Source organism: Franzmannia pantelleriensis (genome assembly GCF_900102875.1).
Lineage (GTDB): Bacteria > Pseudomonadota > Gammaproteobacteria > Pseudomonadales > Halomonadaceae > Franzmannia > Franzmannia pantelleriensis.
The window spans coordinates 97,075-121,828 of sequence record NZ_FNGH01000014.1 but is presented as its reverse complement, the minus strand read 5'-3'; the positions used below and the strand labels follow the sequence as shown (position 1 = coordinate 121,828).

The 24,754-nt window shown below is 62.7% G+C and carries 23 protein-coding genes; 4 read left to right on the top strand and 19 right to left on the bottom strand.

Translation table 11 applies throughout. The features are described 5' to 3' along the window. Positions 1 to 108: 108 nt before the first annotated feature. Both pssA and ilvC read right to left on the bottom strand, forming a co-directional pair. Positions 109 to 957 (bottom strand): CDP-diacylglycerol--serine O-phosphatidyltransferase, encoded by an 849-nt coding sequence (pssA, locus tag BLT16_RS17175; protein WP_089659755.1) that lies wholly within the window; start codon positions 955 to 957, stop codon positions 109 to 111. 154 nt (positions 958 to 1,111) lie between these two features. Further along, complete coding sequence (gene ilvC / locus BLT16_RS17170; protein WP_089659752.1) at positions 1,112 to 2,128, bottom strand: ketol-acid reductoisomerase; 1,017 nt, start codon at positions 2,126 to 2,128, stop codon at positions 1,112 to 1,114. A gap of 169 nt (positions 2,129 to 2,297) precedes the next feature. Here ilvC and ilvY point away from each other — a divergent pair, with 169 nt between their 5' ends. Beyond that, positions 2,298 to 3,176 carry an HTH-type transcriptional activator IlvY gene (gene ilvY, locus BLT16_RS17165; protein WP_089659750.1) on the top strand — a complete coding sequence of 293 codons (879 nt, stop codon included), beginning with the start codon at positions 2,298 to 2,300 and terminating at the stop codon, positions 3,174 to 3,176. Between the two features lie 80 nt (positions 3,177 to 3,256). Here the strand turns inward: ilvY and ilvN are convergent, their stop codons facing one another. The 5 genes from ilvN to rluD all read right to left on the bottom strand — a co-directional run bounded on the left by ilvN (position 3,257) and on the right by rluD (position 10,596). Next, a complete protein-coding gene (gene ilvN, locus BLT16_RS17160) occupies positions 3,257 to 3,748 on the bottom strand; it encodes an acetolactate synthase small subunit (protein WP_089659748.1) in 492 nt (163 codons plus the stop codon). Further along, positions 3,748 to 5,472 carry an acetolactate synthase 3 large subunit gene (locus BLT16_RS17155; protein WP_089659746.1) on the bottom strand — a complete coding sequence of 575 codons (1,725 nt, stop codon included), beginning with the start codon at positions 5,470 to 5,472 and terminating at the stop codon, positions 3,748 to 3,750. Before BLT16_RS17155 ends, ilvN begins: the two co-directional genes overlap by 1 nt. 500 nt (positions 5,473 to 5,972) lie before the next feature. Then, positions 5,973 to 8,567 carry an ATP-dependent chaperone ClpB gene (gene clpB / locus BLT16_RS17150; protein ID WP_089659743.1) on the bottom strand — a complete coding sequence of 865 codons (2,595 nt, stop codon included), beginning with the start codon at positions 8,565 to 8,567 and terminating at the stop codon, positions 5,973 to 5,975. A 150-nt stretch (positions 8,568 to 8,717) separates the two neighbouring features. Further along, positions 8,718 to 9,482, bottom strand: a complete 765-nt coding sequence (gene pgeF, locus BLT16_RS17145) for a peptidoglycan editing factor PgeF (protein ID WP_089659740.1) — start codon at positions 9,480 to 9,482, stop codon at positions 8,718 to 8,720. 154 nt (positions 9,483 to 9,636) lie between these two features. Beyond that, positions 9,637 to 10,596: a 23S rRNA pseudouridine(1911/1915/1917) synthase RluD gene (gene rluD / locus BLT16_RS17140; protein WP_089659739.1), complete on the bottom strand. Its 960-nt coding sequence runs from the start codon at positions 10,594 to 10,596 to the stop codon at positions 9,637 to 9,639. 115 nt (positions 10,597 to 10,711) lie between these two features. Here rluD and BLT16_RS17135 point away from each other — a divergent pair, with 115 nt between their 5' ends. Continuing rightward, positions 10,712 to 11,542 carry an outer membrane protein assembly factor BamD gene (locus tag BLT16_RS17135; protein ID WP_089659737.1) on the top strand — a complete coding sequence of 277 codons (831 nt, stop codon included), beginning with the start codon at positions 10,712 to 10,714 and terminating at the stop codon, positions 11,540 to 11,542. 75 nt (positions 11,543 to 11,617) lie between these two features. On the opposite strand, the gene BLT16_RS17130 is transcribed toward BLT16_RS17135, so the two are convergent. Continuing rightward, positions 11,618 to 13,249 (bottom strand): NAD+ synthase, encoded by a 1,632-nt coding sequence (locus BLT16_RS17130; protein ID WP_089659736.1) that lies wholly within the window; start codon positions 13,247 to 13,249, stop codon positions 11,618 to 11,620. 106 nt (positions 13,250 to 13,355) lie between these two features. Between BLT16_RS17130 and BLT16_RS17125 the strand changes: the two genes are divergently transcribed. Then, entirely contained in the window at positions 13,356 to 13,619 is a 264-nt protein-coding gene (locus BLT16_RS17125) for a PP0621 family protein (RefSeq protein WP_089659734.1), read from the top strand. 92 nt (positions 13,620 to 13,711) lie between these two features. Here the strand turns inward: BLT16_RS17125 and thiO are convergent, their stop codons facing one another. Then, complete coding sequence (thiO, locus tag BLT16_RS17120; RefSeq protein ID WP_089659731.1) at positions 13,712 to 14,815, bottom strand: glycine oxidase ThiO; 1,104 nt, start codon at positions 14,813 to 14,815, stop codon at positions 13,712 to 13,714. 86 nt (positions 14,816 to 14,901) lie between these two features. Between thiO and BLT16_RS17115 the strand changes: the two genes are divergently transcribed. Beyond that, on the top strand, positions 14,902 to 15,468 hold the full coding sequence (locus tag BLT16_RS17115; RefSeq protein WP_176817263.1) for a GspH/FimT family pseudopilin: 567 nt from the start codon (positions 14,902 to 14,904) through the stop codon (positions 15,466 to 15,468). Positions 15,469 to 15,582: 114 nt separating this feature from the next. Here BLT16_RS17115 and BLT16_RS20715 read toward each other — a convergent pair whose 3' ends face one another. The 10 genes from BLT16_RS20715 to ribF form a co-directional block, all read right to left on the bottom strand. Continuing rightward, complete coding sequence (locus BLT16_RS20715) at positions 15,583 to 16,743, bottom strand: pilus assembly PilX family protein (RefSeq protein ID WP_143025088.1); 1,161 nt, start codon at positions 16,741 to 16,743, stop codon at positions 15,583 to 15,585. Positions 16,744 to 16,772: 29 nt separating this feature from the next. Beyond that, the gene (locus BLT16_RS17105; protein ID WP_089659725.1) at positions 16,773 to 17,333 is read right to left on the bottom strand and encodes a prepilin-type N-terminal cleavage/methylation domain-containing protein; all 561 of its coding nucleotides are present in this window, start codon (positions 17,331 to 17,333) and stop codon (positions 16,773 to 16,775) included. Between the two features lie 5 nt (positions 17,334 to 17,338). Further along, positions 17,339 to 17,794: a type IV pilus modification protein PilV gene (pilV, locus tag BLT16_RS21145; protein ID WP_089659723.1), complete on the bottom strand. Its 456-nt coding sequence runs from the start codon at positions 17,792 to 17,794 to the stop codon at positions 17,339 to 17,341. Further along, the gene (locus BLT16_RS20710) at positions 17,787 to 18,260 is read right to left on the bottom strand and encodes a pilus assembly FimT family protein (protein ID WP_245701737.1); all 474 of its coding nucleotides are present in this window, start codon (positions 18,258 to 18,260) and stop codon (positions 17,787 to 17,789) included. The genes pilV and BLT16_RS20710 overlap by 8 nt, the downstream gene beginning before the upstream one ends. Next, positions 18,247 to 18,657: a type IV pilin protein gene (locus tag BLT16_RS17095; protein WP_281243319.1), complete on the bottom strand. Its 411-nt coding sequence runs from the start codon at positions 18,655 to 18,657 to the stop codon at positions 18,247 to 18,249. The genes BLT16_RS20710 and BLT16_RS17095 overlap by 14 nt, the downstream gene beginning before the upstream one ends. A 164-nt stretch (positions 18,658 to 18,821) precedes the next feature. After that, a complete protein-coding gene (ispH, locus tag BLT16_RS17090) occupies positions 18,822 to 19,775 on the bottom strand; it encodes a 4-hydroxy-3-methylbut-2-enyl diphosphate reductase (RefSeq protein WP_089659721.1) in 954 nt (317 codons plus the stop codon). A gap of 23 nt (positions 19,776 to 19,798) precedes the next feature. After that, positions 19,799 to 20,260 carry an FKBP-type peptidyl-prolyl cis-trans isomerase gene (fkpB, locus tag BLT16_RS17085; protein WP_089659719.1) on the bottom strand — a complete coding sequence of 154 codons (462 nt, stop codon included), beginning with the start codon at positions 20,258 to 20,260 and terminating at the stop codon, positions 19,799 to 19,801. A 68-nt stretch (positions 20,261 to 20,328) separates the two neighbouring features. Next, positions 20,329 to 20,826 (bottom strand): signal peptidase II, encoded by a 498-nt coding sequence (gene lspA, locus BLT16_RS17080; protein ID WP_245701734.1) that lies wholly within the window; start codon positions 20,824 to 20,826, stop codon positions 20,329 to 20,331. Between the two features lie 37 nt (positions 20,827 to 20,863). Beyond that, positions 20,864 to 23,698: an isoleucine--tRNA ligase gene (ileS, locus tag BLT16_RS17075; RefSeq protein ID WP_089659715.1), complete on the bottom strand. Its 2,835-nt coding sequence runs from the start codon at positions 23,696 to 23,698 to the stop codon at positions 20,864 to 20,866. Beyond that, entirely contained in the window at positions 23,695 to 24,741 is a 1,047-nt protein-coding gene (gene ribF, locus BLT16_RS17070) for a bifunctional riboflavin kinase/FAD synthetase (RefSeq protein ID WP_089659713.1), read from the bottom strand. Before ribF ends, ileS begins: the two co-directional genes overlap by 4 nt. Positions 24,742 to 24,754: the final 13 nt, after the last annotated feature.

Here is a 24,754-nt window from a genome sequence, read left to right as displayed (position 1 = left end):
CAGCCAGTGCGCGGCAACCGCCTGTGGACAGCGCCCCTCCAATGACAACACGCCCCACAGACGCCAACGCCCGCGCGGGGCGGGCGTTGGCGGCAGCATCACAGGGACTCAGGCAGCAGGCGCCTGCTTCATCTTGCGCATCACTGCCAGCGCCGGCCCTGAGACGACATAGGCACCGAACAGCAGCAGCAGCATCACCGACGGCTGTACCGAGATCATGACAAAGCCGAGCACGATCGCCAGCAGCACCACGAAGGGGACCGGCTTCTTGAAGTCGATATCCTTGAAGCTGTGGTAGCGGATGTTGCTGACCATCAACACCCCAGCCGCTGCCACGACCAGCAGCATCAGCAGCTTGAAGCCTACTGCACCGGCATCGAAGCTGTTGAATGTCCATACACTGGCGGCAACGAAGGCCGCCGCCGAGGGGCTCGGCAGGCCGATGAACCACTTCTTGTCGGTACTGCCGATCTGCACGTTGAAGCGTGCCAGGCGCAGGGCAGCGCAGGCCACATAGAGGAAGGCCACCACCCAGCCGGTCTTGCCGATGTCCTGAAGAATCCAGGTAAAGGCCACCAGCGCTGGGGCCACGCCGAACGACACCATGTCGGAAAGGCTATCGTATTCGGCCCCAAAGGCGCTCTGGGTATTGGTCATGCGTGCTACCCGGCCATCGAGCCCGTCGAGCACCATGGCGATGAAGATCGCCACCGCTGCGGCGGTAAAGTCGCCATTGATACCGGCGATCACGGCAAAGAATCCCGAAAACAGTGCCGAGGTGGTGAACAGGTTAGGCAGCAGATAAATGCCGCGCCGGCGCACCTTCTTGCCATCCTCTACCGCTTCCTCGATGACCTCGGTCTCGCGCACGAAAGCCGAGGCGATATCCTCGTCGGCACGCGACGAAGCTTGCTGCTCGGTTCTATCATGCTCTGGCGTGTTCGGCTCTTGGCTCATGGTTCTCTTTCCGTTGCCTAAAAAAAGCGCCGCGGCGCCTTTTCCATTCTACACCCTGGCCTGAATTACGATAGCAACGCGGCATAATGCCAGCAGCCAGCAACGACAAGGGCGCGGAAATCCGCGCCCTTGTCAGCATCAACCACCGGCTCGATCAGTTCTTCGACTTGTCGACCAGCTGGTTGGCAGCGATCCACGGCATCATGGAGCGCAGCTTGGCACCGACCTGCTCGATCTCGTGCTCGGCATTGAGGCGGCGACGCGCCGTCATCGAGGGGTAATTGGAATTGCCCTCATTGATGAACATCTTGGCATACTCGCCTTCCTGGATGCGCTTGAGCGCGTTACGCATGGCAGCGCGCGACTCGTCGTTGATGACCTCGGGGCCAGTGACGTACTCGCCGTACTCGGCGTTATTGGAGATCGAGTAGTTCATGTTGGCGATGCCGCCTTCGTACATCAGGTCAACAATCAACTTGAGCTCGTGGAGGCACTCGAAGTAGGCCATCTCAGGCGCATAGCCGGCCTCAGTGAGGGTCTCGAAACCGGCCTTGACCAGCTCGACGGCGCCGCCGCACAGCACTGCCTGCTCGCCGAACAGATCGGTCTCGGTCTCGTCCTTGAAGGTGGTCTCGATGATCCCGCTGCGGCCGCCGCCGACGCCCGCGGCGTAGGAGAGCGCGAGCTCCTTGGCGGTACCCGAGGCATCCTGATGGATGGCGATCAGGTCAGGAATGCCGCCGCCCTTGACGAACTCGGAGCGCACGGTGTGACCCGGCGCCTTGGGGGCAATCATGATTACGTCCAGATCCTTGCGCGGCTCGACCTGGTTATAGTGGATGTTGAAACCGTGGGCGAACGCCAGGGTCGCACCTTCCTTGAGGTTGGGCTCGACTTCCTGCTCGTAGATCGCCTTCTGGTTCTCGTCCGGGGCCAGAATCATCACCACGTCGGCGGTCTTGCAGGCTTCCGGCACAGAAGCGACCTTGAGGCCGGCAGCTTCGGCCTTGGCCGCAGAGGAAGAGCCCTGGCGCAGCGCGACGGTGACGTCGACGCCGGACTCCTTGAGGTTATTGGCGTGGGCGTGGCCCTGAGAGCCGTAACCGACGATGGTGACCTTCTTGCCCTGGATGAGGGACAGGTCGCAATCCTTGTCGTAATAAACGCGCATTGGGATTCTCCTGAGATAGTGCAGAAATGGAATTCAGCGTTGATGGCCACCCGCGCCGTCTTGCGCGGCGCTGGGTTCGTCGAGGCGATGACGACACCATAAGCTAGGCGCGGCGTTGCGTAAAACGCTATATTTGCAATATCACATTGCATCTAATGAAATACACCTTATGGACATGCGCCCCCTCAAACACTTCCTGGCCCTGGCCGACATGCTGCACTTCGGGCGAGCCAGCGATGCCTGCCATATCAGCCCCTCGACGCTGTCGCGCTCGATCCGTCAGCTCGAGGAGAACCTCGGTGCTCCGCTGTTCGAGCGCGACAACCGCCATGTGGCGCTGACCCGCCAGGGCCAGAGGTTCCAGCACTATGCCCGCGATGCGCTCGAGCAGTGGGAGGCGATCCGCCATTCGCTGATGAGCGAGTCCCGCGAGCTGGCCGGCGAGATCAGCATTTACTGCTCGGTGACCGCCAGCTACAGCTTCCTTTATGCGCTGCTCAGCGAGTTCCGCCTACGTCATCCGCGCATCGAGCTCAAGCTGCACACCGGCGACCCCGCCGAGTCGGTGGGACGCGTGCTGGCAGGGGAAGAGGACATGGCGATCACGCCACGGCCGCGCACCCTGCCGGACGGCCTGGCCTTTAAGCCGATGACCACCTCGCCGCTGGTATTTATCGCTCCCCGCGAAAACACCAGCTGGATGCCCAGTGCGCCGCAGACCCCCAGCGCCACTCAGTGGGCCGGGGTGCCGATGATTCTCTCCGAGTCGGGGCTGGCCCGTGAGCACTGCGACACCTGGTTCCGGGCGCTTGGCGTCACACCGCAGATCTATGCCCAGGTCGCCGGCAACGAGGCCATTGTCAGCATGGTAGGGCTGGGGTTCGGGGTCGGTGTGGTGCCCAGGATCGTGCTCGACAATAGTCCACTCCACGACCGGGTTACGATCCTCCCGGTCAAGCCCGAGCTCCCCCACTACGACGTCGGCCTGTGCGTCGCCAAGCGCCGCCTCAAGAGCCCACTCATCCGCGCGCTGTGGGCGGAGGTGTAAAGAGGCCTACGAAAAAGCCGCCCCGGAGGGCGGCTGAAAAATTCTGCAGATGTCGCTTTACGTCGCGAGCGCAGTCGCCGTCAGAGCGAGAGCACCTTATCGCCACGCGCTATCCCCGACACCCCGGTGCGTGCCACCTCGAGAATGCCCACCGGCGCCATGGCCTGGAGGAAGGCATCCAGCTTGCCGGCGTCACCGGTGATCTGCACGGTGTAGAGGCTCGGTGTGACGTCGACGATCTGGGCGCGGAAGATATCCGCAGTGCGCTTGACCTCATCGCGCGCCGCCCCAAGCGCCTTGACCTTGACCATCATCAGCTCGCGCTCGATGTGATTGCCCTCGGTCAGGTCGACCAGCTTGACCACGTCGATCAGCTTGTTGAGGTGCTTGGTGATCTGCTCGATCACCCGATCGTCACCGACCGTGGTGACCGTCAACCGCGACAGGGTCGGGTCTTCGGTAGGCGCCACGTTGAGCGTCTCGATGTTGTAGTTACGCTGGGCGAACAGCCCCACCACACGGGACAGCGCGCCGGGCTCGTTTTCCATCAGGATCGAAATGATATGGCGCATCAGGTCCGCTCCGTCTTCGAAAGCAGCATGTCACGCATGGCGCCCAGCGGCACCTGCATCGGATAAACGTGCTCGCGCGGGTCGACATAGATGTCGAGGAACACCAGCTCGTTGTTGTCGGCGAAAGCCCGCTCGAGGGCGGGTTCGAGATCCTCGTGACGCTCCACCTTGATGGCGGTAAACCCGTAGGCTTCGATCAGCTTCTGGAAATCGGGCAGCGACTCCATGTACGAGTGCGCATGGCGCGACTTGTAGTTGAGGTCCTGCCACTGGCGCACCATGCCCAGTGAGCCGTTGTTGAGATTGACGATCTTGACGCCAATGCCGTACTGCTTACAGGTCGACAGCTCCTGCATCATCATCTGGAAGCTGCCTTCACCGGTGATGCACACCACGTCGTCCTGCGGGTAGCTCTTCTTGATGCCCATGGCGGCGGGGAAGCCGAAGCCCATGGTGCCGAGCCCGCCCGAGGTGATGAAGCGGTTGGGCTTGTCGAAGTGGTAGTACTGGGCGGCAAACATCTGATGCTGACCGACGTCGGTGGTGACGAAGGCCTCGCCGCGGGTGATCTTGCACACCGCTTCGATGACCTCCTGCGGCTTGAGCGCCTCACCGGGCTCGGAGGGCTCGTAGAGCTTGCCGCGCCGCTCGTCGCGCCAGCTGTCGATCTTCTGCCACCACTCACCGAGCGCCTCGGGATGGGCGATCTCCTTGCCCTGCACCAGGCTGATCATCTCGTTGATCACGCTGGCCGCTGGCCCAACGATCGGCACATCGGCGCGCACCGTCTTGGACACCGAGCTAGGATCGATATCAACGTGCACGATCTTGGCGGTGGGACAGAACTTGGAGGTGTTGTTGGTGACGCGGTCATCGAAGCGCGCGCCGATGGCGATGACCAGGTCGGCATGGTGCATGGCCATGTTCGACTCATAGGAACCATGCATGCCGAGCCAGCCGAGGCACTGGTCATCGCTCTGCGGAAAGGCGCCGATGCCCATCAGGGTGGTGGTGATCGGGAAGCCGAGCTGCTTGACCAGATCGGTCAGCCCCTCGCAAGCGCGGCCGGTGACCACCCCGCCGCCGGTGTAAAACACCGGCCGCTTGGCCTTGAGCATTAGCTCCACGGCTTTCTTGATCTGGCCGGTATGCCCGCGGGTCACCGGGTTGTAGGAGCGCATCTTGACCTTTTTCGGGTAGACGTACTCATAGCGCTCGGTGGGCGCGGTCATGTCCTTGGGTATATCCACCACGACGGGGCCGGGACGGCCGGTGGAAGCCAGATAGTAGGCCTTCTTGAGGACTTCCGGAATCTCGGACGGGTGCCGGATCGAGAAGCTGTGCTTCACGATCGGACGGGTCACGCCGATGATGTCGGTTTCCTGGAAGGCGTCATCGCCGATCAGGTGGCTCATCACCTGGCCGCACAGCACCACCATCGGAATCGAGTCCATATAGGCGGTAGCAATACCGGTCACGGCGTTGGTCGCGCCGGGCCCGGAGGTCACCAGCACGGTGCCGGGCTTGCCGGAGGCGCGCGCATAGCCGTCGGCAGCGTGGGTCGCCGCCTGCTCGTGGCGAACCAGGATGTGTTTGACTTTGTCCTGACGGAACAGCGCATCGTAGATATGCAGCGCTGCGCCGCCCGGGTAACCATAGATATATTCGACGCCCTCATCCTGCAGGAAGCGGGCGATCATGTCGGCGCCGGATAGCAGTTCCACGTGTGTTTCTCCCCTGGAGGTCTCGAGTGCGATCCATGGCCCGGTTGCGGGTCATGGGGTCGAGTGCGACGGTACGTCGCTGCCGGCGGTGCCGGCACCTGATGCCAAACCCTGGCTAATGAGCCCTGTTGGGGCCTGCACTCTCATTCAGGAACACTGAGGCATGACGACATGCATCGAGCGTTCCCTTTCACGGCGGTTCACCGTGTCGGGGGCGTTGGCCAGATCGAGCGGTTAGCCCGAGCCGGAAGTCCTTCGGCGGGTAGAGGCCATTCGGCCTACCCTTCGCGCGGTGAATGGGGGTTGCCCGTAGAGTCCGCGCCCGCAGTCAGGAACCGACAAGAGTCCAATAGCACGGCAGGGCTGTCAACCGCGAAACGGCCTTTGGTAGCGCAAGGTCGACAAAAGGGCAAGCCGCGGACATTAAAAAGCCCGTCTCGACCAGCGAGACGGGCAAACGAGGTCGGACGCGACCGTTTAATCGTTTATCGGCAGACAGCTCATTTACTGAAGTGTAGCTGGCCTTCAGTAGCAGTGACCTTGATTACGTCACCAGGCACGAACTTACCGCTCAAGAGGTCCTGGGCCAGCGGATTCTCGAGCCGGCTCTGGATCGCCCGCTTGAGCGGCCGCGCCCCGAACACCGGATCGAAGCCGACCACCGCCAGCTGGGCCATGGCATCGTCGCTGACCTCGAGCCCCAGCTCGTGCTCGGCCAGCCGCGCCCGTAGGCGCTCGAGCTGAATACCGGCGATCGCCTGGATCTGCTCCTGACCGAGGGCGTGGAAGACCACCACCTCGTCGATGCGGTTGATCAGCTCGGGGCGGAAATGGTCGGCGACCACCGCCATCACCATCTCCTTCATCTGCGCGTAGCCCCGCTCGCTGTCGTCTTCGCTGGCCCCCATGCGCTGAATGATGTCGGAGCCCATATTGGAGGTCATCACGATCACGGTGTTGCGGAAGTCCACGGTGCGGCCCTGGCCGTCGGTCAGGCGGCCGTCCTCGAGCACCTGCAGCAGGATGTTGAAGACATCGGCGTGAGCCTTCTCCACTTCATCGAGCAGCAGTACCGAGTAGGGCTTGCGACGCACCGCTTCGGTCAGGTAACCACCCTCTTCATAGCCGACATAGCCGGGAGGGGCACCGATCAGCCGCGCCACCGAGTGCTTCTCCATGAACTCCGACATGTCGATGCGTACCATCGCCTCTTCGGTGTCGAACAGGAAGTTGGCCAGCGACTTGCACAGCTCGGTCTTGCCGACCCCGGTGGGGCCAAGGAACAGGAACGAACCGTTGGGCCGGTTGGGGTCGGCCAGGCCGGCCCGCGAGCGGCGCACGGCGTTGGCCACCGCGGTGACCGCCTCGTCCTGGCCGATCACCCGCTGATGCAGGGCCTCTTCCATCCGCAACAGCTTGTCGCGCTCGCCTTCGAGCATCTTGGCCACCGGGATACCGGTCCAGCGCGATACCACCTCGGCAACCTCTTCCTCGGTGACGTTGGAGCGCAGCAGTTGGTGGGTCGAGGTGTCCGCGCCCCCTGCCTCACTCTCGGCGATCTTGCGCTCGAGGTCGGGAATCACCCCGTACTGCAGCTCGGACATCTTGCCCAGGTCGCCCTGGCGCTTGGCGGCGTCGAGCTCGACCCGCGCCTTGTCCAGGGCATCCTTGTACTGCGCCGCGCCCTCGATGCTGGCCTTCTCGGATTTCCACACCTCTTCGAGGTCGGCGTACTCCCGCGCCAGCTCGTCGATCTGCGCCTCGAGGGTCTCGAGACGCTTCTTGGAGGCCTCGTCGGTCTCCTTCTTGAGGTGCTCGCGCTCCATCTTGAGCTGGATCAGCCGGCGGTCGAGGCGGTCCATCTCCTCGGGCTTGGAGTCGAGCTCCATGCGAATCCGCGACGAGGCCTCATCGATCAGGTCGATGGCTTTGTCGGGCAGTTGGCGGTCGGTGATATAGCGCGCCGACAGCCGCGCTGCGGCAATGATCGCCGAGTCGGTGATATTGAGACGATGGTGAACCTCGTAGCGCTCCTTGAGGCCACGCAGGATGGCGATGGTGTCCTCCTCGGAGGGCTCATCCACCAGTACCTTCTGAAAGCGCCGCTCGAGGGCGGCATCCTTCTCGATGTACTTGCGGTACTCGTCGAGGGTCGTGGCGCCCACGCAGTGCAGCTCCCCCCGAGCCAGCGCCGGCTTGAGCATGTTGCCGGCGTCCATGGCGCCCTCGGCCTTGCCGGCGCCGACCATGGTGTGCAGCTCATCGATGAACAGGATCACCCGCCCCTCTTCCTGGGCCAACTCGTTGAGCACCGCCTTCAGGCGCTCCTCGAATTCACCGCGGAACTTGGCCCCGGCCAGCAGCGCGCCCATGTCCAGCGACAGCACGCGCTTGTCCTTGAGGCCCTCGGGCACCTCGCCGTCGACGATGCGATTGGCCAGCCCCTCGACGATGGCGGTCTTGCCGACGCCGGGCTCACCGATCAGCACAGGGTTGTTCTTGGTGCGCCGCTGCAGCACCTGGATGGTACGGCGAATTTCGTCATCGCGGCCGATCACCGGGTCGAGCTTGCCCTCGGCAGCCCGCGCGGTGAGATCGAGAGTGTACTTGTTGAGCGCCTCGCGGTTGTCCTCGGCGTTGGCGTCATCGACGCGCTGGCCGCCGCGCAGACTGTCGATGGCAGCTTCCACCGCCTTACGGGTCAGGCCGGCCTGGGTCAACGCCTTGGCCAGCGCACCGCCCATCTCCAGCGCCGCCAACAGTACCAGCTCGCTGGCCACGAACTGGTCGCCACGCTTCTGGGCTTCGCGGTCGGCGAGGTTGAACAGCCGTACGAAGTCGCGGGACGGCTGCACCTCACCGTCGAACTTGCCGACTTCGGGCAGGTTGTCGAGGTATTGCACCAGGCCGGCACGCAGGCGGCCGCTATCGCCACCGGCCTGCTGCACCAGCCCCTTGATGCCGCTGTCGCGGGCATCGAGCAGCGCCAGCAGCAGGTGGCCGGGGTCAAGCTGGTTATGGCCACGGCCCACTGCCAGTGACTGGGCGTCGGCCACGGCGGTCTGCAACTTGCCGGTGAATTTATCGGGTCGCATCTATCTCTTCCTCCATCGGGGTGGCGGCGCGTTCGGACGCACCGCTTGGCCCTGTCAATTAGGTCTTGACATGTTCAATGGAGTCAGCGGGAGCCGCTTTCAAGTCACCCCCGGGGAAAGCTCGCCTAGCGTTGATCTGGATCAAGCGTCTCAGCGCAGCCAGATCACGCTAGCCATGCGGCCGGTCTGACCGTCGTCGCGGCGGTGGGAATAGAAGCGCGGCTCACACGACGTGCAGAAGTGCCCGCCGCTGATCTGATGGATCCCAAGGCGCTCGAGGCGCAGACGCGCCAGCTTGTAGATATCGCCCATGAAGTGACCCAGACGATAGGGGCTGGGTTCGAAGGCCGAGGCCGCCTCCGGCTGCACCGCGACGAAGGCTTCGAACACTTCGGGACCGACTTCGAACTGGGCGTTGGAAATCGCCGGCCCCAACCACACCAGCAGCTCGTCCGGTTCGATACCCAGCGCCGCGACGGTAGCCTCGAGCACACCGCCAGCGAGGCTGCGCCAGCCGGCGTGGGCCAGCCCCACCTTGGTGCCCAAGCGGTCACAGAAGAATACTGGCAGGCAGTCAGCGGTCTGAATCACGCAGGCGTAGCGCTTGTCCTCCGCTACCGCGGCATCGGCCTGGGGCACCTCGGGGGTAAACTCCTGCTGCACCGCAGCACCGTGCACCTGGTCGAGCCACAGCAGTGGGCGGTCGTCGTCGAGCTGGGCCCGCAGCAGCTCGCGACAGCGCTCGACCATGGCCGGGTCATCGCCGACATGCAGGGCGGTGTTGAACGCCGCGAAGGGCCCCTGGCTGGGCCCGGTCTCGCGGGTAGTGACGAAGGCGCCGACCCGGGTTGGCGCCGGCCAGTCGGGCAGCACCAGCGTCGGGTGAGGGTGAAGGTCGTCGGCGGCGTCGTGCATCGCGAACTCCTCAGAGGGTGTTTACAAAACAGGCGAACGAAGGCAAGACAAGGCGAAAACGATCGAGAAAGCGGAGTTTACGGGGTGTAAATGAGCATTTTGAGATCGTTTTCAACGCAGTATTGCCAAGTGCAGCCATTTTGTAGACACCCTCTCAGCGCATGGTGGCATGGTCGTCACGCAGATAGTCGAGCAGCATCAGCATGTCGTCGGGCAGCTCGGCGCGGTACTCGACCCGTGAACCGCTGGCCGGATGCATGAAGGCCAGCTTGCGCGCGTGCAGCGCCTGACGCGGAAACTCGCGCAGCAGGTCCTTGAGCGCCTCATCGGCCCCGGGCGGCAATTTCAGCCGCCCACCGTAGAGTGCATCGCCGATCAGCGGAAACCGCTTGTGGGCCAGGTGCACACGAATCTGGTGCGTGCGCCCGGTCTCAAGCTTGCAGCGTACGTAGGTATGATGGCGAAAGCGCTCGGTGACCCGATAGTGCGTCACCGCCGGTTTGCCACCACCGGTGACCGCCTGACGCTTGCGATCCTTGGGGTGGCGACCGATAGGCGCATCCACCGTACCACCGGAGGTCATCACCCCGGTGACGATGGCATCATACTCGCGGGACATGCTACGCGCCTGCAGCTGCTCCACCAGCGCCGCCTGGGCCGCCAGCGTCTTGGCGACCACCATCAGTCCGGTGGTGTCCTTGTCGAGGCGGTGCACGATGCCCGCGCGGGGCAGGCTGGCCGCCTCGGAATGGTGATGCAGCACCGCGTTGAGCAGGGTGCCATCGGGGTTGCCGGCCGCCGGATGGACCACCATGCCGGCCGGCTTGTTGATCACCAGCACCTCGGCATCTTCGAAGACGATATCCAGCGCGATGGCCTGGGGCTCGAAGCGGGTGTCGTCCTCGAGCTCGGCGTTGAGCACCAGCTGTTCGCCCCCGTGCAGCTTGTGCTTGGGACGCACCGACTCGCCGTCGACGGTCAGCGCCCCCTGCTGTATCCAGCCCTTGAGCCGCTCGCGGGAAAAGTCGTCGAACAGCTCGGCAGCGGCTTGGTCGAGGCGCTGGCCGGCCATGGCGTCGGGGACGCGGGCGTCACGGTGTAAGGTCTCGGACATGATGAAACGGCGGGGCCTGTGTGTTTTGCAAACGGGTGCGTTATAGTGAGCCGATTGTGGCAGATTGCGAACGATTCTAGCATGGCCACCCGGGTTGTTTGATACGAGGATCAAGATGCGCGTTATGCTTACCGGCACCCGGTTCGGTGCCTTCGCCCTCGCCGTGACCCTGCTCAGCGGCTGTGCCCTGTTCGGTGGTGGCAACGACGACGAGTCAGACGATGACCTGCCCCAGGTATCGGAGCAGGAGCTCTACCAGCAGGCCCGCGCCTCGCTGGAATCGGGCCGCTACTCCAGCGCAGTGGAGGAGCTCGAGGCCGTGGACAGCCGCTTTCCGTTCGGTGACTATGCCGAACAGGCCCAGCTCGAGCTGATCTACGCCTACTACCAGACCGACAACTGGGAGGCCGCGCGTGCCTCGGCCGGGCGCTTCATCCGCCTCCAACCGGACCACCCCCAGGTCGATTACGCCTACTACATGCGTGGTTTGTCTGCCTATCAGGCCGGGCGCTTCAGCCTCGAGCGGCTGCGGCTGGTCGACCTGTCGCGCCGCGACCTGGGCGCCTCCCGCGACGCCTACAGCGACTTCAGCGAGCTGATCCAGCGCTACCCGGATAGCGAGTACGCCCCGGACGCCCGCCAGCGCATCATCTACCTGCGCAACGTGCTGGCCGCCCAGGAACTTCACGTGGCCGACTTCTACCTGCGCAAAGGGGCCTATCTGGCCGCCGTGCAGCGTGGACGCTGGGTGATCGAGAACTACCCGGAGTCCACCGCCAACCGCGACGCCCTGGCGGTGATGGTCGAAGGCTATCTGGGTCTCGGCATGCGTGACCGCGCCCGCGAGGTGCTGTCCACCCTGATCGAGAACGACCCGCGTCACGAACGCCTTAGCGGCCGCACCTTCCGCCCGCTGCACGTCAACGCGGACTCGATTTCGGCCTAAACGCTAGCATCGCCAGAAAACAGAACGCCACCGCCCACGGGCGGTGGCGTTCTTTTACGTTCGTAACGCGTTAGCCTACTCCCCCGGCTGCCAGCCGTTGACGATCGGGTAGCGGCGATCGCGCCCGAAACCGCGCGGCGTCACCCTCACGCCGACCGGCGCCTGGCGGCGCTTGTACTCGCAGCGGTCGACCAGCTGCACCACGCGATAGACATCCTCGCGGGGAAAGCCCGCCTCGATGATCGCCTCGGCGCTCAAGTCGCCCTCGATATAGCGCGTCAGGATGGCGTCCAGGGTGTCGTAGTTGGGCAGCGAGTCGCTATCCTGCTGGTCCGGTGCCAGTTCGGCAGAGGGCGGACGCGTGATGACCCGTTCGGGGATCGCCGGTTCCTGGGTGTTGCGCCAGCGCGCCAGGCGATAGACCCAAGTCTTGTAGACGTCCTTGAGTGCGTTGTAACCGCCCACCATATCGCCGTAGAGGGTCGCATAGCCCACCGCCATCTCGCTCTTGTTGCCGGTGGTCAGCACCATCAAGCCTTTCTTGTTGGAGATCGCCATCAACAGCACGCCGCGCACCCGCGACTGCAGGTTCTCTTCGGTGGTGTCGCGCTCGGTACCGGCGAAACTTTCGGCCAGGGTCTCGCTGAACGCCTCCACCATCGGCGCGATCGGCATCACCTCATAGTTGACACCAAGCAGACGTGCCTGCTCGGCGGCGTCCTGCTGGGAGATCTCAGCGGTGTAGTGGTAGGGCATCATCACCGCGTGCACCCGCTCCGGGCCCAGGGCATCCACCGCAATGGCCAGCGACAGTGCCGAGTCGATGCCGCCGGATAGCCCCAACACCACGCCCTTGAAGCCGCTCTTGTTGACGTAGTCGCGGACGCCGGTCACCAGCGCACAGTAGAGACTCTCCTCGGCCTCCACCTCTGGCTCGATCTCGCCGCCACGCGGTACCCAGCCGCTCTTCTCCTTGACCAGCTGCACCGGCATCAGTCCCACCTGCCAGTGCGGCGCCTGCACCTGCAGCTTGCCCTGAGCATCGACGCAGGCCGAGCCGCCGTCGAACACCAGCTCGTCCTGACCACCAATCTGATTGACGTAGACCAGCGGCAGCCCCACCTCAGCGGCGCGCTCGGCGAACAGCGTCAGGCGTTCGGCGGGTTTGTCCTGATGAAAAGGCGAGGCATTGAGGGTCACCAGTATTTCGGCGCCGGCCTGCTTGGCCTTGCGTGCCGGCGCTTCCTGCCACATGTCCTCGCAGATCAGAATGCCGAGCTTGGCGCCCTTGTACTCGAACACCAGCGGCTCACTACCCGGCGTGAAGTAGCGCTGTTCATCGAACACCTGGTAGTTGGGCAGCGCCTGCTTGGCATACTCGGCCTGCCACTCCCCCTGGTAGAGCAGCCCCGCAAGGTTGTAGCGCTGTCCCTCGCGCATGCCGGGGTAACCGACGATCACCAGCACCTCGCGGGACATCTTCTCAGCCATCCGAGATCGCGCCTCGCGCAGACGCGTTTCCATGGAGGGTCGTAGCAGCAGATCCTCCGGCGGGTAGCCGGTCAGGAACAGTTCCGGCAGCACGACGATATCGGCGCCATGCTCGATACGCGCCTCGCGCACCGACTCGATGGCGCGCTCGGTATTGCCGGGAATATCACCGACCAAGGGGTCGAGTTGGGCCATCACCAGCGTCAGGTCTTGCATGGGCGTGAAAATCTCTCGAAACTCATGGTTAGTCCATTGTCCCGCATGGCCGCACCGCTGGCAAAGCCGCGGTAACTGCCCGCCTCCCGCAAGGAGTCATAGAAGGATGAACCTGTTGATCATTCGGCTGATCATCTTCGCCGTGCTGTTCTTCGCCGGCCTCAAGCTGTACAGCATGTATCGCGAATGGAAGCTCGACCGCGAAGAACTGCTGGACCACGATACCGGCGACAGCGACGCCAACCAGATCGTGCGCTGCACCTACTGCAAGGTGCACCTGCCGGAGAACGACGCCCTGCGTGAGCGCGGCGAGTGGTTCTGCTCCAGCGCCCACCGCGACAAGTACCTCGAAGAGCAGAAGGATGAGTAGCAACGTGCCTAGAGCGGCGCAGGGATGGGGTCACAGCGTGTCCGTAGCGCCCTGTCGCCGATAAGCCGCGGCTTATCGGCGTGTGAGCTGTGTCATATGGTGGTGTGCAGGCGCCCTTCCAACCGATAGGGGCTCGGGTCGAGGATCGCTTCGCGCTCCAGCAGCTGATCCACCAGCAGTCGCGTCGAGGCCGGCGCCAACACCAGGCCATTACGGTAGTGGCCGGCATTGACACTGAGATTCTCGAGCCCCGGCACCCGCCCGATAAAGGGCGTCCCATCCGGCGAGCCCGGCCGCAGCCCGGCCCAGTGATGCTCCACTTCGCACTCCGCCAGCGCCGGGATAATCCGCGTGGCGCTCTCCCACAGCGACTGCCTCGCCGTCTCGTCGGTGCCCTTGTCGAAACCGACTTCTTCCAGGGTCGAGCCGGCCAGCACGCGGCCGTCGGCGCGGGGAATCACATAGCGACCATCCATCAGCACCACTCGCTGCACCAGCCCCGGCGGCGCCTTGAACAAGAGCATCTGCCCCTTGACCGGTCGCACCGGCAGGCCCACACCGAGTGACCCGAGCAGCTCGGCGGCCCAGGCACCACCGCAGACCACCACCTCACCCGCAGTAAAACGCTCGGCGCCGGCTTCCACCGCCATGACTCGTCCTGCCTGATGCGAAAGCCCGGTTACCTCGACATTCTCGACGATGCGCACCTTGGGCATTGCCGCCAGGCGCGTGCGCAGCGCCTTGAGCAACCGAGGGTTGCGAATGCTGCCCAGGGTCGGCATCCACAGCGCGCCATGGCAGCCCGGCGCCGCCGCCGGCTCCTTGGCGTAGAGGAAGTCGGCCGCCACCCGCTCCAGCGGCTTGCCCACCGCCCGCGCCCAGCCCAGTGCACGCGCCTCGTCATCGACACGCAGGTAAAGCAACCCCTTCTGGCGATACTCCGGGTCGATGCCCGTCTCTTCCAGCAGCCGCAGCGCAAGCTCGGGGTAGTAGCCCTCCGACCAGGTCGACAAACGCGAGATCGGCGCCGAATAGCGCCAGGGGTAGAGCGGCGAGACGATCCCACCACCGGCCCAGGAGGACTCACGGCCGCACTCACCGCGCTCGAGCAGGGTCACCTCGTGGCCGGCGTCGGCCAACTGCAGCGTCGTCATCATGCCGATGACACCACCGCCAACGATTAGGAAATCACTCACAGTAGAATCCGATATGGCTTACATAGGCTTGGACTAGGGTGACAAGACCGGCACCACGGATGGAGCGTGCCTGCCAGGGAGGCCCCATGCGCCCAACGTGTCACCAAGACTATCACGAGACGCCAGCGGCAAACCGCCAGCGAGTACATCATCTAACTCAGGGGTTTACGCTAATCGAGCTGCTGGTGGTCATCGCCGTGGCGGTGATCATAGCCACCTGGGCCATTCCCAGCTACCAGCAGTTTACCGCACGCAATCAGGTAGCGGCCGAGGTGATGCGGATCAAGACGACGCTGGCCACCGCACGCAACACCGCCATCACGCGGCGTACCACCATCGCCGTCTGCCCGGTCGTCTCTGCCGACTCGACTGGCTGTGACTATACGGATTGGTCGCTACCCTTGGCCGTGGTGGAAGGTCAGGCAAGCAGCGGCAACCTGAGTGACGCAACGCTACTGCGTATTCTGAAGGGTACAGGCGGTCCGACCGTAAGCTTTAACCGCAGCACACCTATTCGCTACCAATTAAACGGCTTCACCCTAGGGCATAACGGCACCTTCGAGGTGTGCGGCACGCATATGGAAGGTGTGAAGATTATAGTCAGCAATACGGGGAGAACAAGAGTCCCGATAGATGACAAACCCACCTGCTAACTGACTCATCTCTTTTAATATCCTTCAGTTATTCCAAACGCTGTCCAGCCGATGTCCAATATAAAAGTGAGAACCAGAGGTGCTCACTATCAAACTTAATAAAGCTAATGACCATCAAATGGTCTCGATCCAGCTGGCCACCCCCGGAGTCACATTCGTGCTCTGATTATTATCTCTCCAGAAGAGTTGGAGGGACTCTGGCAACAGATTAAAAGCGGCTGAGAGTGCCTCTGCATCATGTGAATAGCTTGCATTACCACCACCCGACGAACTAACCGTAGCGTCTGAGAACTGCTTGGCCTCACCGTCCTCGGAGTCCTCCATGGGCGCTAAAATAAGAGCACCACTGAGGCCACCATTACCGCCACCTGTAATCCCAAACGTATCGCCTAACACTATAATAAGACCGTCAAAACCGGGGGTGCCAGAGGTTCCATAATCACCGTCAACAATCAAAATACCTGCACCACTCGCATTCCCCTGTACGGAAGCGTCGCCAGTAACATACGTAATCATGGGGGCACTGGCATTTCCTAAATTTGTCCCATTAGAGATAGAGGAAATCTGTTGCCCGGCCCCGCCATTAGCCGTAGTATCAGCCGCATAAACCTTCAGCGACTCGACGAACTCGGAAAACTTGGCCGCGTCGGTCAATATACTCTCACTTATTTCATTTGAGATACCGCCAGAGTAATTATCGATTCGATCATCGCCGATCTGAGACTCTATATAGCTCTGCTGACCCGCCGTTGAAATCGCCGGAAGGCTACCAGAGTCAACACTATCCTCTACAGCCCCTTCAACGATAAAGGAGTTGGAAGAAGGCGCACTAAAAGGGTTAACCTGGGCTGGGAAATTCAGAGCAGAAAGCCCTAGAAAGGATGAGTCCGGATCAATATAAACTACCTGGATAGTGCGATTGAGATCGCCGGCAAGCCCTCGAGAAGTAATCCTTGCTGTCTCATTATCCAGCCTGCATGTTTCATGCTGGTATCCCACCGTAGAGTCCTGTGCATTCGACACAGATATGGTTTCACCAAGACTTGGCGGATTACTGCAGGCCGGCAGGGAAGAAATCGAGTTCCCCTTGACACTGGTGAGCCGTTGCGAAGCACCAAACTCTGCCGCCATCTGAGCATTCGCGGAACTGCGATTACTCCCTGCAGCAGTTTCTTCAACTCGAGCACTCTGCAAGCCACTCACACCCAGCACAAGCGCCAGAGACATGAGAGTCAAGCTGACAATCAGTGTCATACCGCGTTGCTTATTCTTCATTTTCATACCCTCCGAAACATTCCCATGCTTCAGCTAAAGATGTCGGAAGAACGACGGGCAAACCTGAAGGCTATCGTCTTCCCAGAACCGTCGTTTAACGTTACGGTGACATCAACAAAGGCCTCACTGCCTTCCACGATGCCCTGCGCGAAAGAAATTTCTTCTACACCAAATATTACCGGCTGCGGGGTGGGGTTAGTTGATTCACACTTTGGAGCCACAATAATGCTACCTTCATTTACATAATATTCGAGTGCCTGCAGGTCGCCAGAAGAACAGTATCCGCCATATTCACCATCGCTGATTTGGATCACGAGATTACCTGAGTCCGTAACCTTTTGCTGCTCGGACCACGGACTGACGCCAATTGAACTCCTAACTTCATAAGCAATCACGTTTGTTATAAAACTAACTACCTCTTGCCTCCTGTTGACTTCCTCGACCGTGAGAAACGTCTGCCGAGTAGTCATAAAAAGCTGCGTCGCCCCCATTACAACTAACAGGCCAAGCACCAGCGCAACCATTAACTCAACGAGTGTAAAACCTTGCTGTTTGCTGGAGGAGCCGGGTGGGGAGTTAAAGAATGACATAATATTTACGCCCCCCCTGGCAGCTGAACCACATAGACGAGTCGGGAGACATCTCCCTCATCAGAGAAACGATCATCTTGCCATTCGACAATGATTTCATACTCACATGAATTTGGTTCAAGAATAGTCGAACCAGAGGATTCCATGTGAGGCAAAATATCGTTCCATGCTTCATACCATTCCGAAGTAATACTGCCAGGTGAAGGGCAATTATCGGAATCACTCCAAAGCTCTGCCCACAGCCGTTCAACGCCATCCTGTGCAGCCGCCGTTGCAATAGTTCGCTGGTAGGCAAGATTAGCGGACTGCAGCCCCTTGAGCTGCATGGCAGCGAGCCCAAGCAGCCCGAACGAAAGCACAACCACTGCTACTAATACTTCTAATAGTGTGAAGCCAGCCTGAATGCCTACTCGAGAACCATCTCGCAACTTACAAGTGTGTTGAACGGAGGCCTTAATCATCACAGTTCTCCAGTTCATCTCGCAGGTTTCTCACCTGCCCGGAGAGGAGAATGCTAATTTCCCTATGTACATCGCCTGCTCGTGATATGCAAATTGACACCTCACCACCGGTGCGCCCGAACCTATTGAAAATCAACTCGCCCCCTGATGCCAGAGCAATCTCTATAGAAGGATGGCTAGCAGCACGCTCATAAATAGCACTTCCATCGCGCACGATGCTAATTGGCCACCCTTTATCAGCACCAAGCGTGACCTCGACGCCATCTAATCGTTTACTTACAGCCTCTCGTCTTGCAGCCAACACCATAGACAAAACATCATTGGTGCTAGCCGACAGCTGCTGCTGCTGCCGTAGTTCAAAATAGCTAGGGACTGCTATAGTGGCGAGTATGATCGCAACTGCCATGGTAACTAGCAGCTCAATCAGTGTTAGCCCTGAATTCCTAGTTACCCTACCAGCACTCATCAGGACCACGCTCCCCTCTTTGATTTAGGGTTATTGTCTGGCACGCGGTATCTGCAGTTTGAGCACCTTGCGCCGCAGCACTCAACGTAAACTCTGCAGTACCCAACGTTGGTGCGCTTATAGTGTAAAAACCCTCTTCAGAGGCGGTGGGAAAGCTGGAACAATCCTGATAAGTATTGCTGACGGTATAACAGCGCTCCAACCGACTAGCCAAGTTGAGCAACGTTGCATGAGCATCGCTGCGGCGAGCTTCAAGCACATAGCGCTGATAGCTGGGGTAGGCGATCGACGCCAGGATGGCGATGATCGCCACGGCGATCATCAGCTCGATCAGGGTGAAGCCCCTCTGCCGCGACGGCCGGCGAGAGGCGATGCTAGTCGATTGCCCTGCACTCACTGCGGTGTCCCCCGCCTATGGTTGCCCTGCCTACTCAGGTTACCTTTCGTTTCAATATGCGGCATAAGTACCAGTTCTGGTAGTCCCCAGCCGCAAAAAACCGGGCAAGATGCCCGGTTTCCTTACCAGTCTATATCGTCAGAGTAGCCCATGCTGGCTAGCACTCACTCACTGGCAATCACACGCTCTCTCAACTCGCGCGGCATGGAGAAAGTAATCGTCTCCTCACGGCCGGCGAGTTCTTCCGGCGGCGTGGCGCCGAGGCCCTGCAGCCGCTCGATGACACCCTGGACCAGCACCTCCGGGGCGCTGGCCCCGGCGGTGAGGCCGATGGCGGTGACACCGTCGAGCCAGGCCGGGTCGATCTGGCTGGCCTTGTCGATCAAGTACGCCGGGGTGCCGACACGCTCGGAGAGTTCGCGCAGGCGGTTGGAGTTGGAGCTGTTGGGGCTGCCCACCACCAACACCAGGTCGCATTCGGCAGCCAGGCCGCGCACCGCGTCCTGGCGGTTCTGAGTGGCGTAGCAGATATCGTCCTTGCGCGGCCCCTCGATCTCGGGGAAGGTCGCGCGTAGAGCGTCAATGACCTTGGCGGTATCGTCCATCGACAGGGTCGTCTGGGTCACGAAGGCCAACCGGCTGGGGTCCTTGACCTGGAGGGCGGCAACGTCTGCCTCGTCCTCGACCAGGTAGATGGCACCACCGTGGGAGGTGTCATAGCGCCCCATGGTGCCTTCGACCTCGGGGTGCCCGGCGTGACCAATCAGGATGCACTCCTGACCGCGCTTGGCGTAGCGTAGTACCTCCAGGTGGACCTTGGTCACCAGCGGGCAGGTGGCGTCGAAGACCCTGAGGCCGCGACGGTCGGCTTCTTCCTGCACTGCACGCGAGACGCCATGGGCCGAGAAGATCACGATCACGTCGTCGGGTACTTCATGCAGCTCTTCGACGAAGACCGCACCGCGTTCGCGTAGGGTATCGACCACGAAGCGGTTATGGACCACCTCGTGGCGCACATAGATCGGCGCACCGAATACGTCGATGGCACGGTTGACGATGTCGATGGCGCGGTCGACGCCGGCGCAGAAGCCGCGCGGGTTGGCCAGCTTGATGTGCATGGCGGTCTCTCTTGCCGTGGGCATCAATGGGTGGTGGCCGGGCGAACCTGAATCACCTCGACCTCGAAGTTCAGGGTACGCCCCGCCAGCGGATGATTGAAGTCGACTTCTACCTGTTCGCCGTCGATGCTGGCAATCACGCCCGGCAACTCACCCCCAGCAGCGTCGGCAAACGACATCACCGTGCCCACCTCGGGTTCGATGTCGTCGAAGTCGTCGCGCTTGAGTAGCTGCACGTTCTGCGGATTATGCTGGCCGAAAGCGTGCTCCGGGGCGATCTGATAGCTGCCAGTGTCACCCTCGGCGAGGCCTTCGAGGGGCGCCTCGAAGCCGGGCGGCAGGTTGCCATCCCCCACCTGGAAGGTGGCCGGCTGCTTGTCGCGGGTCGAGTCGACGACGGTGCCGTCCTCGAGCTTGAGGGTGAAGTGCAAGGTCACTTCCATGTCGTCGCCGATGCGATGGACGGTATCGGGTTGATCGCTCATCTGTGTCTCTCTTGCCGTTGACGGGGCGCTGCCATGAACCTGATTGGACGCGCCGGCCGCCGTGGGGTTCAGCGTCGCGCGTCGCGGATCGATTCGATGATCAGGCCGGCGGCGCCGAGGGTAATGCCGATATCGGCGACGTTGAAGGCCGGGAAGTACCAGCCGGCGGCGTGGAAAGAGAGGAAGTCCACCACGTAGCCGTGTACCAGGCGATCGTAGAGGTTGCCCAGTGCGCCGCCGATGATCAGCGCCAGCGATGGGGCCAGGAGCACCTCGTGTGCCTTGAGACGGCGCATCCAGATCGTCAGGCCGATACTCGCACCGATCGCAATCGCCGCGAAGAACCAGCGCTGCCAGCCTGGGTGGCCGGCCAGGAAGCTGAACGCCGCACCGGTGTTATGCAGCAGCGTCAGGTTGAAGAACGGCAGCACCTCCACCGGGCGGGCGTAGCTCAGCCAGGCGCTGGCGGCGTACTTGGTCACCAGGTCGAGCACGATTACCGCCGCGGCCAGCCACAGCCAGCGCAGCGGTTTATGCATCGGTGGGGCGGGTGCCTTATCAGTCATCTCAGCAGTCTCGGGCATCGTCGGTCTCAGGCATCACTTAGGCATAGCGCCGGGTTTCACCCGGACCGTCGGGCAGGTTGCTGATACAGCGCCCACACAGGTCGGGATGCTCGGGATGGCTGCCCACGTCCTCGCGGTGGTGCCAGCAGCGGTCGCACTTGCTGTGCTCACTGGCGGCCACCGCCACCTTGAGGTTGCCCAGCTCGGTGGCCTCGGCGGCAGCGCCATCCGAGAGCGGCGCCAGGTGCACGTCGCTGGTCAGCAGCACGAAGCGCAGCTCGTCGCCGAGGTTGGCCAGCGTCTGGCGCAGCCTGTCATCGACGTAGAGCGTCACCTCGGCGGCCAGGCCGCTCTTGATCTGCTTGGCGTTGCGCGCGTCTTCCAGGCACTTGTTGACCGCCTGCTTGACCTCGAGGATCTGCTCCCAGACCTCGCGGCCCAGCGGGGTGTCATCGGCCAGCGTGTCCAGCCCGGTGTAGTACTCCTCGAGCAGCACGCTGTCGACGCGCGGCCCGGGGATATGCTCGTAGATCTCCTCGGCGGTGAACGACAGGATCGGCGCCACCCAGCGCGCCAGCGCCTCGACCACATGATAGAGCGCGGTCTGGCAGCTGCGGCGGGCCAGCGAGTCGGTCTGGGTGGTGTACTGGCGATCCTTGATCACGTCGAGGTAGAAGCCGCCCAGCTCGCGAGAGCAGAAGGTGTGCACCTGCTGGTAGACGTCGAGGAAGCGGTACTCGTCATAGGCGGTCTGGATGCGCGCCTGCAGTTGAGCGGCACGGTCGACCACCCACTGGTCCAGCGCCAGCATATCGTCGAAGGCCACCGCATCGCGCTCGGGATCGAAGCCGTTGAGGTTGCTGAGCAGGAAGCGCGCGGTATTGCGGATACGCCGGTAGACGTCGGCGGTACGCTTGAGGATCTCGTCGGAGACCGCCATCTCGCCGGAGTAGTCGGTGGACGCGACCCACAGCCGCAGGATATCGGCACCGAGCTTGTCCATCACTTCCTGGGGCGCGACCACGTTGCCCATCGACTTGGACATCTTGCGACCCTGGGCGTCGACGGTAAAACCGTGGGTGAGCAGGCCGCGATACGGCGGGTGGCCGTCGATGGCACAGCCGGTCAGCAGCGACGAGTGGAACCAGCCACGGTGTTGGTCGGAGCCCTCGAGGTAGAGGTCGGCGCGCGGCCCCTCGGCGTGGCCGAGCTGGTGGGAGTCGCGCAGCACGTGCCAGTGGGTAGTGCCGGAGTCGAACCACACGTCGAGGGTATCGGTGACCTTGTCGTAATCCGCCGCCTCGTCGCCGAGCAGCTCGGTAGCATCGAGGCGGAACCAGGCGTCGATACCCTCCTTCTCGACCCGCTGAGCGACCTCTTCCATCAGTTCGACGGTGCGCGGATGCAGCTCCCCGCTAGCCTTGTGCAGGAAGAACGGGATCGGCACGCCCCAGTTGCGCTGCCGTGAGATGCACCAATCGGGGCGGTTAGCGATCATCGAGTGCAGCCGCGCCTTGCCCCAGGCGGGGGTGAACTGGGTCGCCTCGATGCCCTCCAGGGCACGCTGACGCAGGGTCTTGCCATCGTGGCCCTTGAGATCCATGCCCACGAACCACTGCGCCGTGGCGCGGTAGATCACCGGGGTCTTGTGGCGCCAGCAGTGCATATAGCTGTGGGTGATGGTCTTGTGGGCCATCAGCGTGCCAACCTCGGCGAGCTTCTCGACGATCTGCGGATTGGCCTTCCAGATCATCTGACCGCCGAAGAACGGCAGGTCGTCAGCATAGACGCCGTTGCCCTGCACCGGGTTGAGCATCTCGTCGAAGCTCATACCATGGGCACGGCAGGTGTTGAAGTCGTCCACGCCATAGGCCGGCGCCGAGTGCACGATACCAGTGCTGCCCACCTCGGACTCGACGTAGTCGGCGAGATACACCGGCGACAGGCGATCGTAGAGCGGGTGGCGGAAGTCGATCAGGTCCAGCGAGGCGCCCTTGGCGGTGGCGACCACCTCGCCGCTGAGGCCGAAGCGCTCCAGGCAGCTCTCGACCAGGTCGGCGGCCAGCACCAGGAGGCGCTGGCCAACGTCGACCAGCGCATAGTCGAACTCGGGATGCACGTTGAGCGCCTGGTTGGCGGGAATGGTCCAGGGCGTGGTGGTCCAGATCACGATGGCGGCGGGCTTGGGCAGCTGGCCCAGGCCAAAGGCGGCGGCCAGCTTGTCATCGTCGGCGCAAGGGAAGGCCACGTCGATGGCGTCGGACTGCTTGTCCTGATACTCCACCTCGGCCTCGGCCAGCGCCGAGCCGCAGTCGAAGCACCAGTTGACCGGCTTGAGCCCCTTGAACACATAGCCGCCCTTGACCATCTCGGCCAGGGCGCGGATCTCGCCGGCCTCGTTAGCAAAATCCATGGTCTTGTAGGGGTGCTTCCAGTCGCCGATCACCCCCAGCCGGATGAAGTCGCTCATCTGCCCGTGGATCTGCTCGGTGGCGTACTCGCGGCATAGGCCACGGGCCTCTTCCGGGTCGAGATGCTTGCCATGGGTGGTCTCGACCTTGTGCTCGATGGGCAGGCCGTGGCAGTCCCAGCCCGGCACATAGGGCGCATCGAAGCCGGCCAGGCTCTTCGACTTGACGATGATGTCCTTGAGGATCTTGTTGACCGCATGGCCGATGTGGATGCTGCCGTTGGCGTAGGGAGGGCCGTCGTGGAGCACGAAGCTCTCGCGGCCGCGGCGCTCGTCGCGCAGCCGCTGGTTGAGGTCGAGCCGTTCCCACTGCGCGACCCGCTCGGGCTCGCGCTTGGGCAGCATCCCACGCATCGGGAAGTCGGTTTCGGGCAGATTCAGGGTGTGCTTGTAGTCGCTCATGAGTGTCCGTCAGCGTCGCGCCCGGCAGCCAAGTGGCCGGCCGAGGAATCGGAAGTCGCAGCCTCGCGCGCCAGCGGCGCCGATGCCAGAGGAAGAGTATCGTTTAGCCCGCCGGCATGGTGGGCAAAGTAGCGCCGCGCCTGAGCCTGATCGCAGGCGATCTGGGCCTTGAGCGGCTCGAGACCGTCGAAGCGCATCTCACCACGCAGCCGGGCGCAGGGAAACACCGTCAGCCGCACGCCGTAGAGGTCACCCTCGAAGTCGAACAGATGCACTTCGAGCACCGGGCGCTCGCTGCCCACGGTGGGTCGCCAGCCGACGTTGGCCACCCCCGGCAGCTGTCGCCCATCGGGCAGCGCTACCGCCACCGCATAGACCCCGCGCAGCGCGAGTGGCAGGCGCAGCAGCGGCAGATTGGCGGTGGGCACGCCGATGGTGCGCCCCAGCTGCTGATCGCGTACCACCCGGCCGCCCAGCGCATAGGGCCGGCCCAGCATGCGCTCGGCCTGGGCGAAGTTACCGCTGGCCAGCAGGGTGCGCACCCGGGTGCTGGAGACCCGCTCATCGTCGAGGGCGAAGGTACGGGTGTGCTCGACGCCCACACCACGCTCTGCGCCGACCTCGGCGAGCAGCGCGAAGTCGCCGCTGCGATCGCAGCCAAAGCGGAAGTCGTCACCCACCACCAGGTGCTTCACGTCGAGGCCATCGAGCAGCACGCGGTCGATGAACTGCTGGGCGGTGAGGCTGCGCAGCGCGTCGTTGAACGGCAGGCAGAGCACGAAGTCGGCGCCGTGGGCGTCGAGCAGGGCGACCTTGTCGCGCAGCCGGGTCAGCCGCGGCGGGGCCTGGTCGCCGGCGAAGTACTCCCGCGGCTGCGGTTCGAAGACCACCACGGTGACCGGCACGCCCAGCGCTCTGGCGCGCTCGCGGCACTGCTCGAGGATCGCCTGGTGGCCGCGGTGAACCCCATCGAAGTTGCCGATGGTGGCCACGCAGCCGCGATGCTCGTCGCGCAGGTTGTGCAATCCTCGAATCAGTTGCATGCGTTGCTCGCGT

Coding starts and splice junctions, on each gene's coding strand:
- ilvY (WP_089659750.1), top strand. CDS start 2,298: ATGGACATGCGCCCCCTCAAACACTTCCTGGCCCTGGCCGACATGCTG.
- ilvN (WP_089659748.1), bottom strand. CDS start 3,748: ATGCGCCATATCATTTCGATCCTGATGGAAAACGAGCCCGGCGCGCTG.
- ribF (WP_089659713.1), bottom strand. CDS start 24,741: ATGCAACTGATTCGAGGATTGCACAACCTGCGCGACGAGCATCGCGGC.
- BLT16_RS17135 (WP_089659737.1), top strand. CDS start 10,712: ATGCGCGTTATGCTTACCGGCACCCGGTTCGGTGCCTTCGCCCTCGCC.
- ileS (WP_089659715.1), bottom strand. CDS start 23,698: ATGAGCGACTACAAGCACACCCTGAATCTGCCCGAAACCGACTTCCCG.
- BLT16_RS17130 (WP_089659736.1), bottom strand. CDS start 13,249: ATGCAAGACCTGACGCTGGTGATGGCCCAACTCGACCCCTTGGTCGGT.
- BLT16_RS17115 (WP_176817263.1), top strand. CDS start 14,902: ATGCGCCCAACGTGTCACCAAGACTATCACGAGACGCCAGCGGCAAAC.
- ilvC (WP_089659752.1), bottom strand. CDS start 2,128: ATGCGCGTTTATTACGACAAGGATTGCGACCTGTCCCTCATCCAGGGC.
- clpB (WP_089659743.1), bottom strand. CDS start 8,567: ATGCGACCCGATAAATTCACCGGCAAGTTGCAGACCGCCGTGGCCGAC.
- BLT16_RS17125 (WP_089659734.1), top strand. CDS start 13,356: ATGAACCTGTTGATCATTCGGCTGATCATCTTCGCCGTGCTGTTCTTC.
- BLT16_RS20715 (WP_143025088.1), bottom strand. CDS start 16,743: ATGAAGAATAAGCAACGCGGTATGACACTGATTGTCAGCTTGACTCTC.
- lspA (WP_245701734.1), bottom strand. CDS start 20,826: ATGACTGATAAGGCACCCGCCCCACCGATGCATAAACCGCTGCGCTGG.
- ispH (WP_089659721.1), bottom strand. CDS start 19,775: ATGCACATCAAGCTGGCCAACCCGCGCGGCTTCTGCGCCGGCGTCGAC.
- BLT16_RS20710 (WP_245701737.1), bottom strand. CDS start 18,260: ATGAGTGCTGGTAGGGTAACTAGGAATTCAGGGCTAACACTGATTGAG.
- pssA (WP_089659755.1), bottom strand. CDS start 957: ATGAGCCAAGAGCCGAACACGCCAGAGCATGATAGAACCGAGCAGCAA.
- fkpB (WP_089659719.1), bottom strand. CDS start 20,260: ATGAGCGATCAACCCGATACCGTCCATCGCATCGGCGACGACATGGAA.
- BLT16_RS17105 (WP_089659725.1), bottom strand. CDS start 17,333: ATGTCATTCTTTAACTCCCCACCCGGCTCCTCCAGCAAACAGCAAGGT.
- pgeF (WP_089659740.1), bottom strand. CDS start 9,482: ATGCACGACGCCGCCGACGACCTTCACCCTCACCCGACGCTGGTGCTG.
- rluD (WP_089659739.1), bottom strand. CDS start 10,596: ATGTCCGAGACCTTACACCGTGACGCCCGCGTCCCCGACGCCATGGCC.
- pilV (WP_089659723.1), bottom strand. CDS start 17,794: ATGATTAAGGCCTCCGTTCAACACACTTGTAAGTTGCGAGATGGTTCT.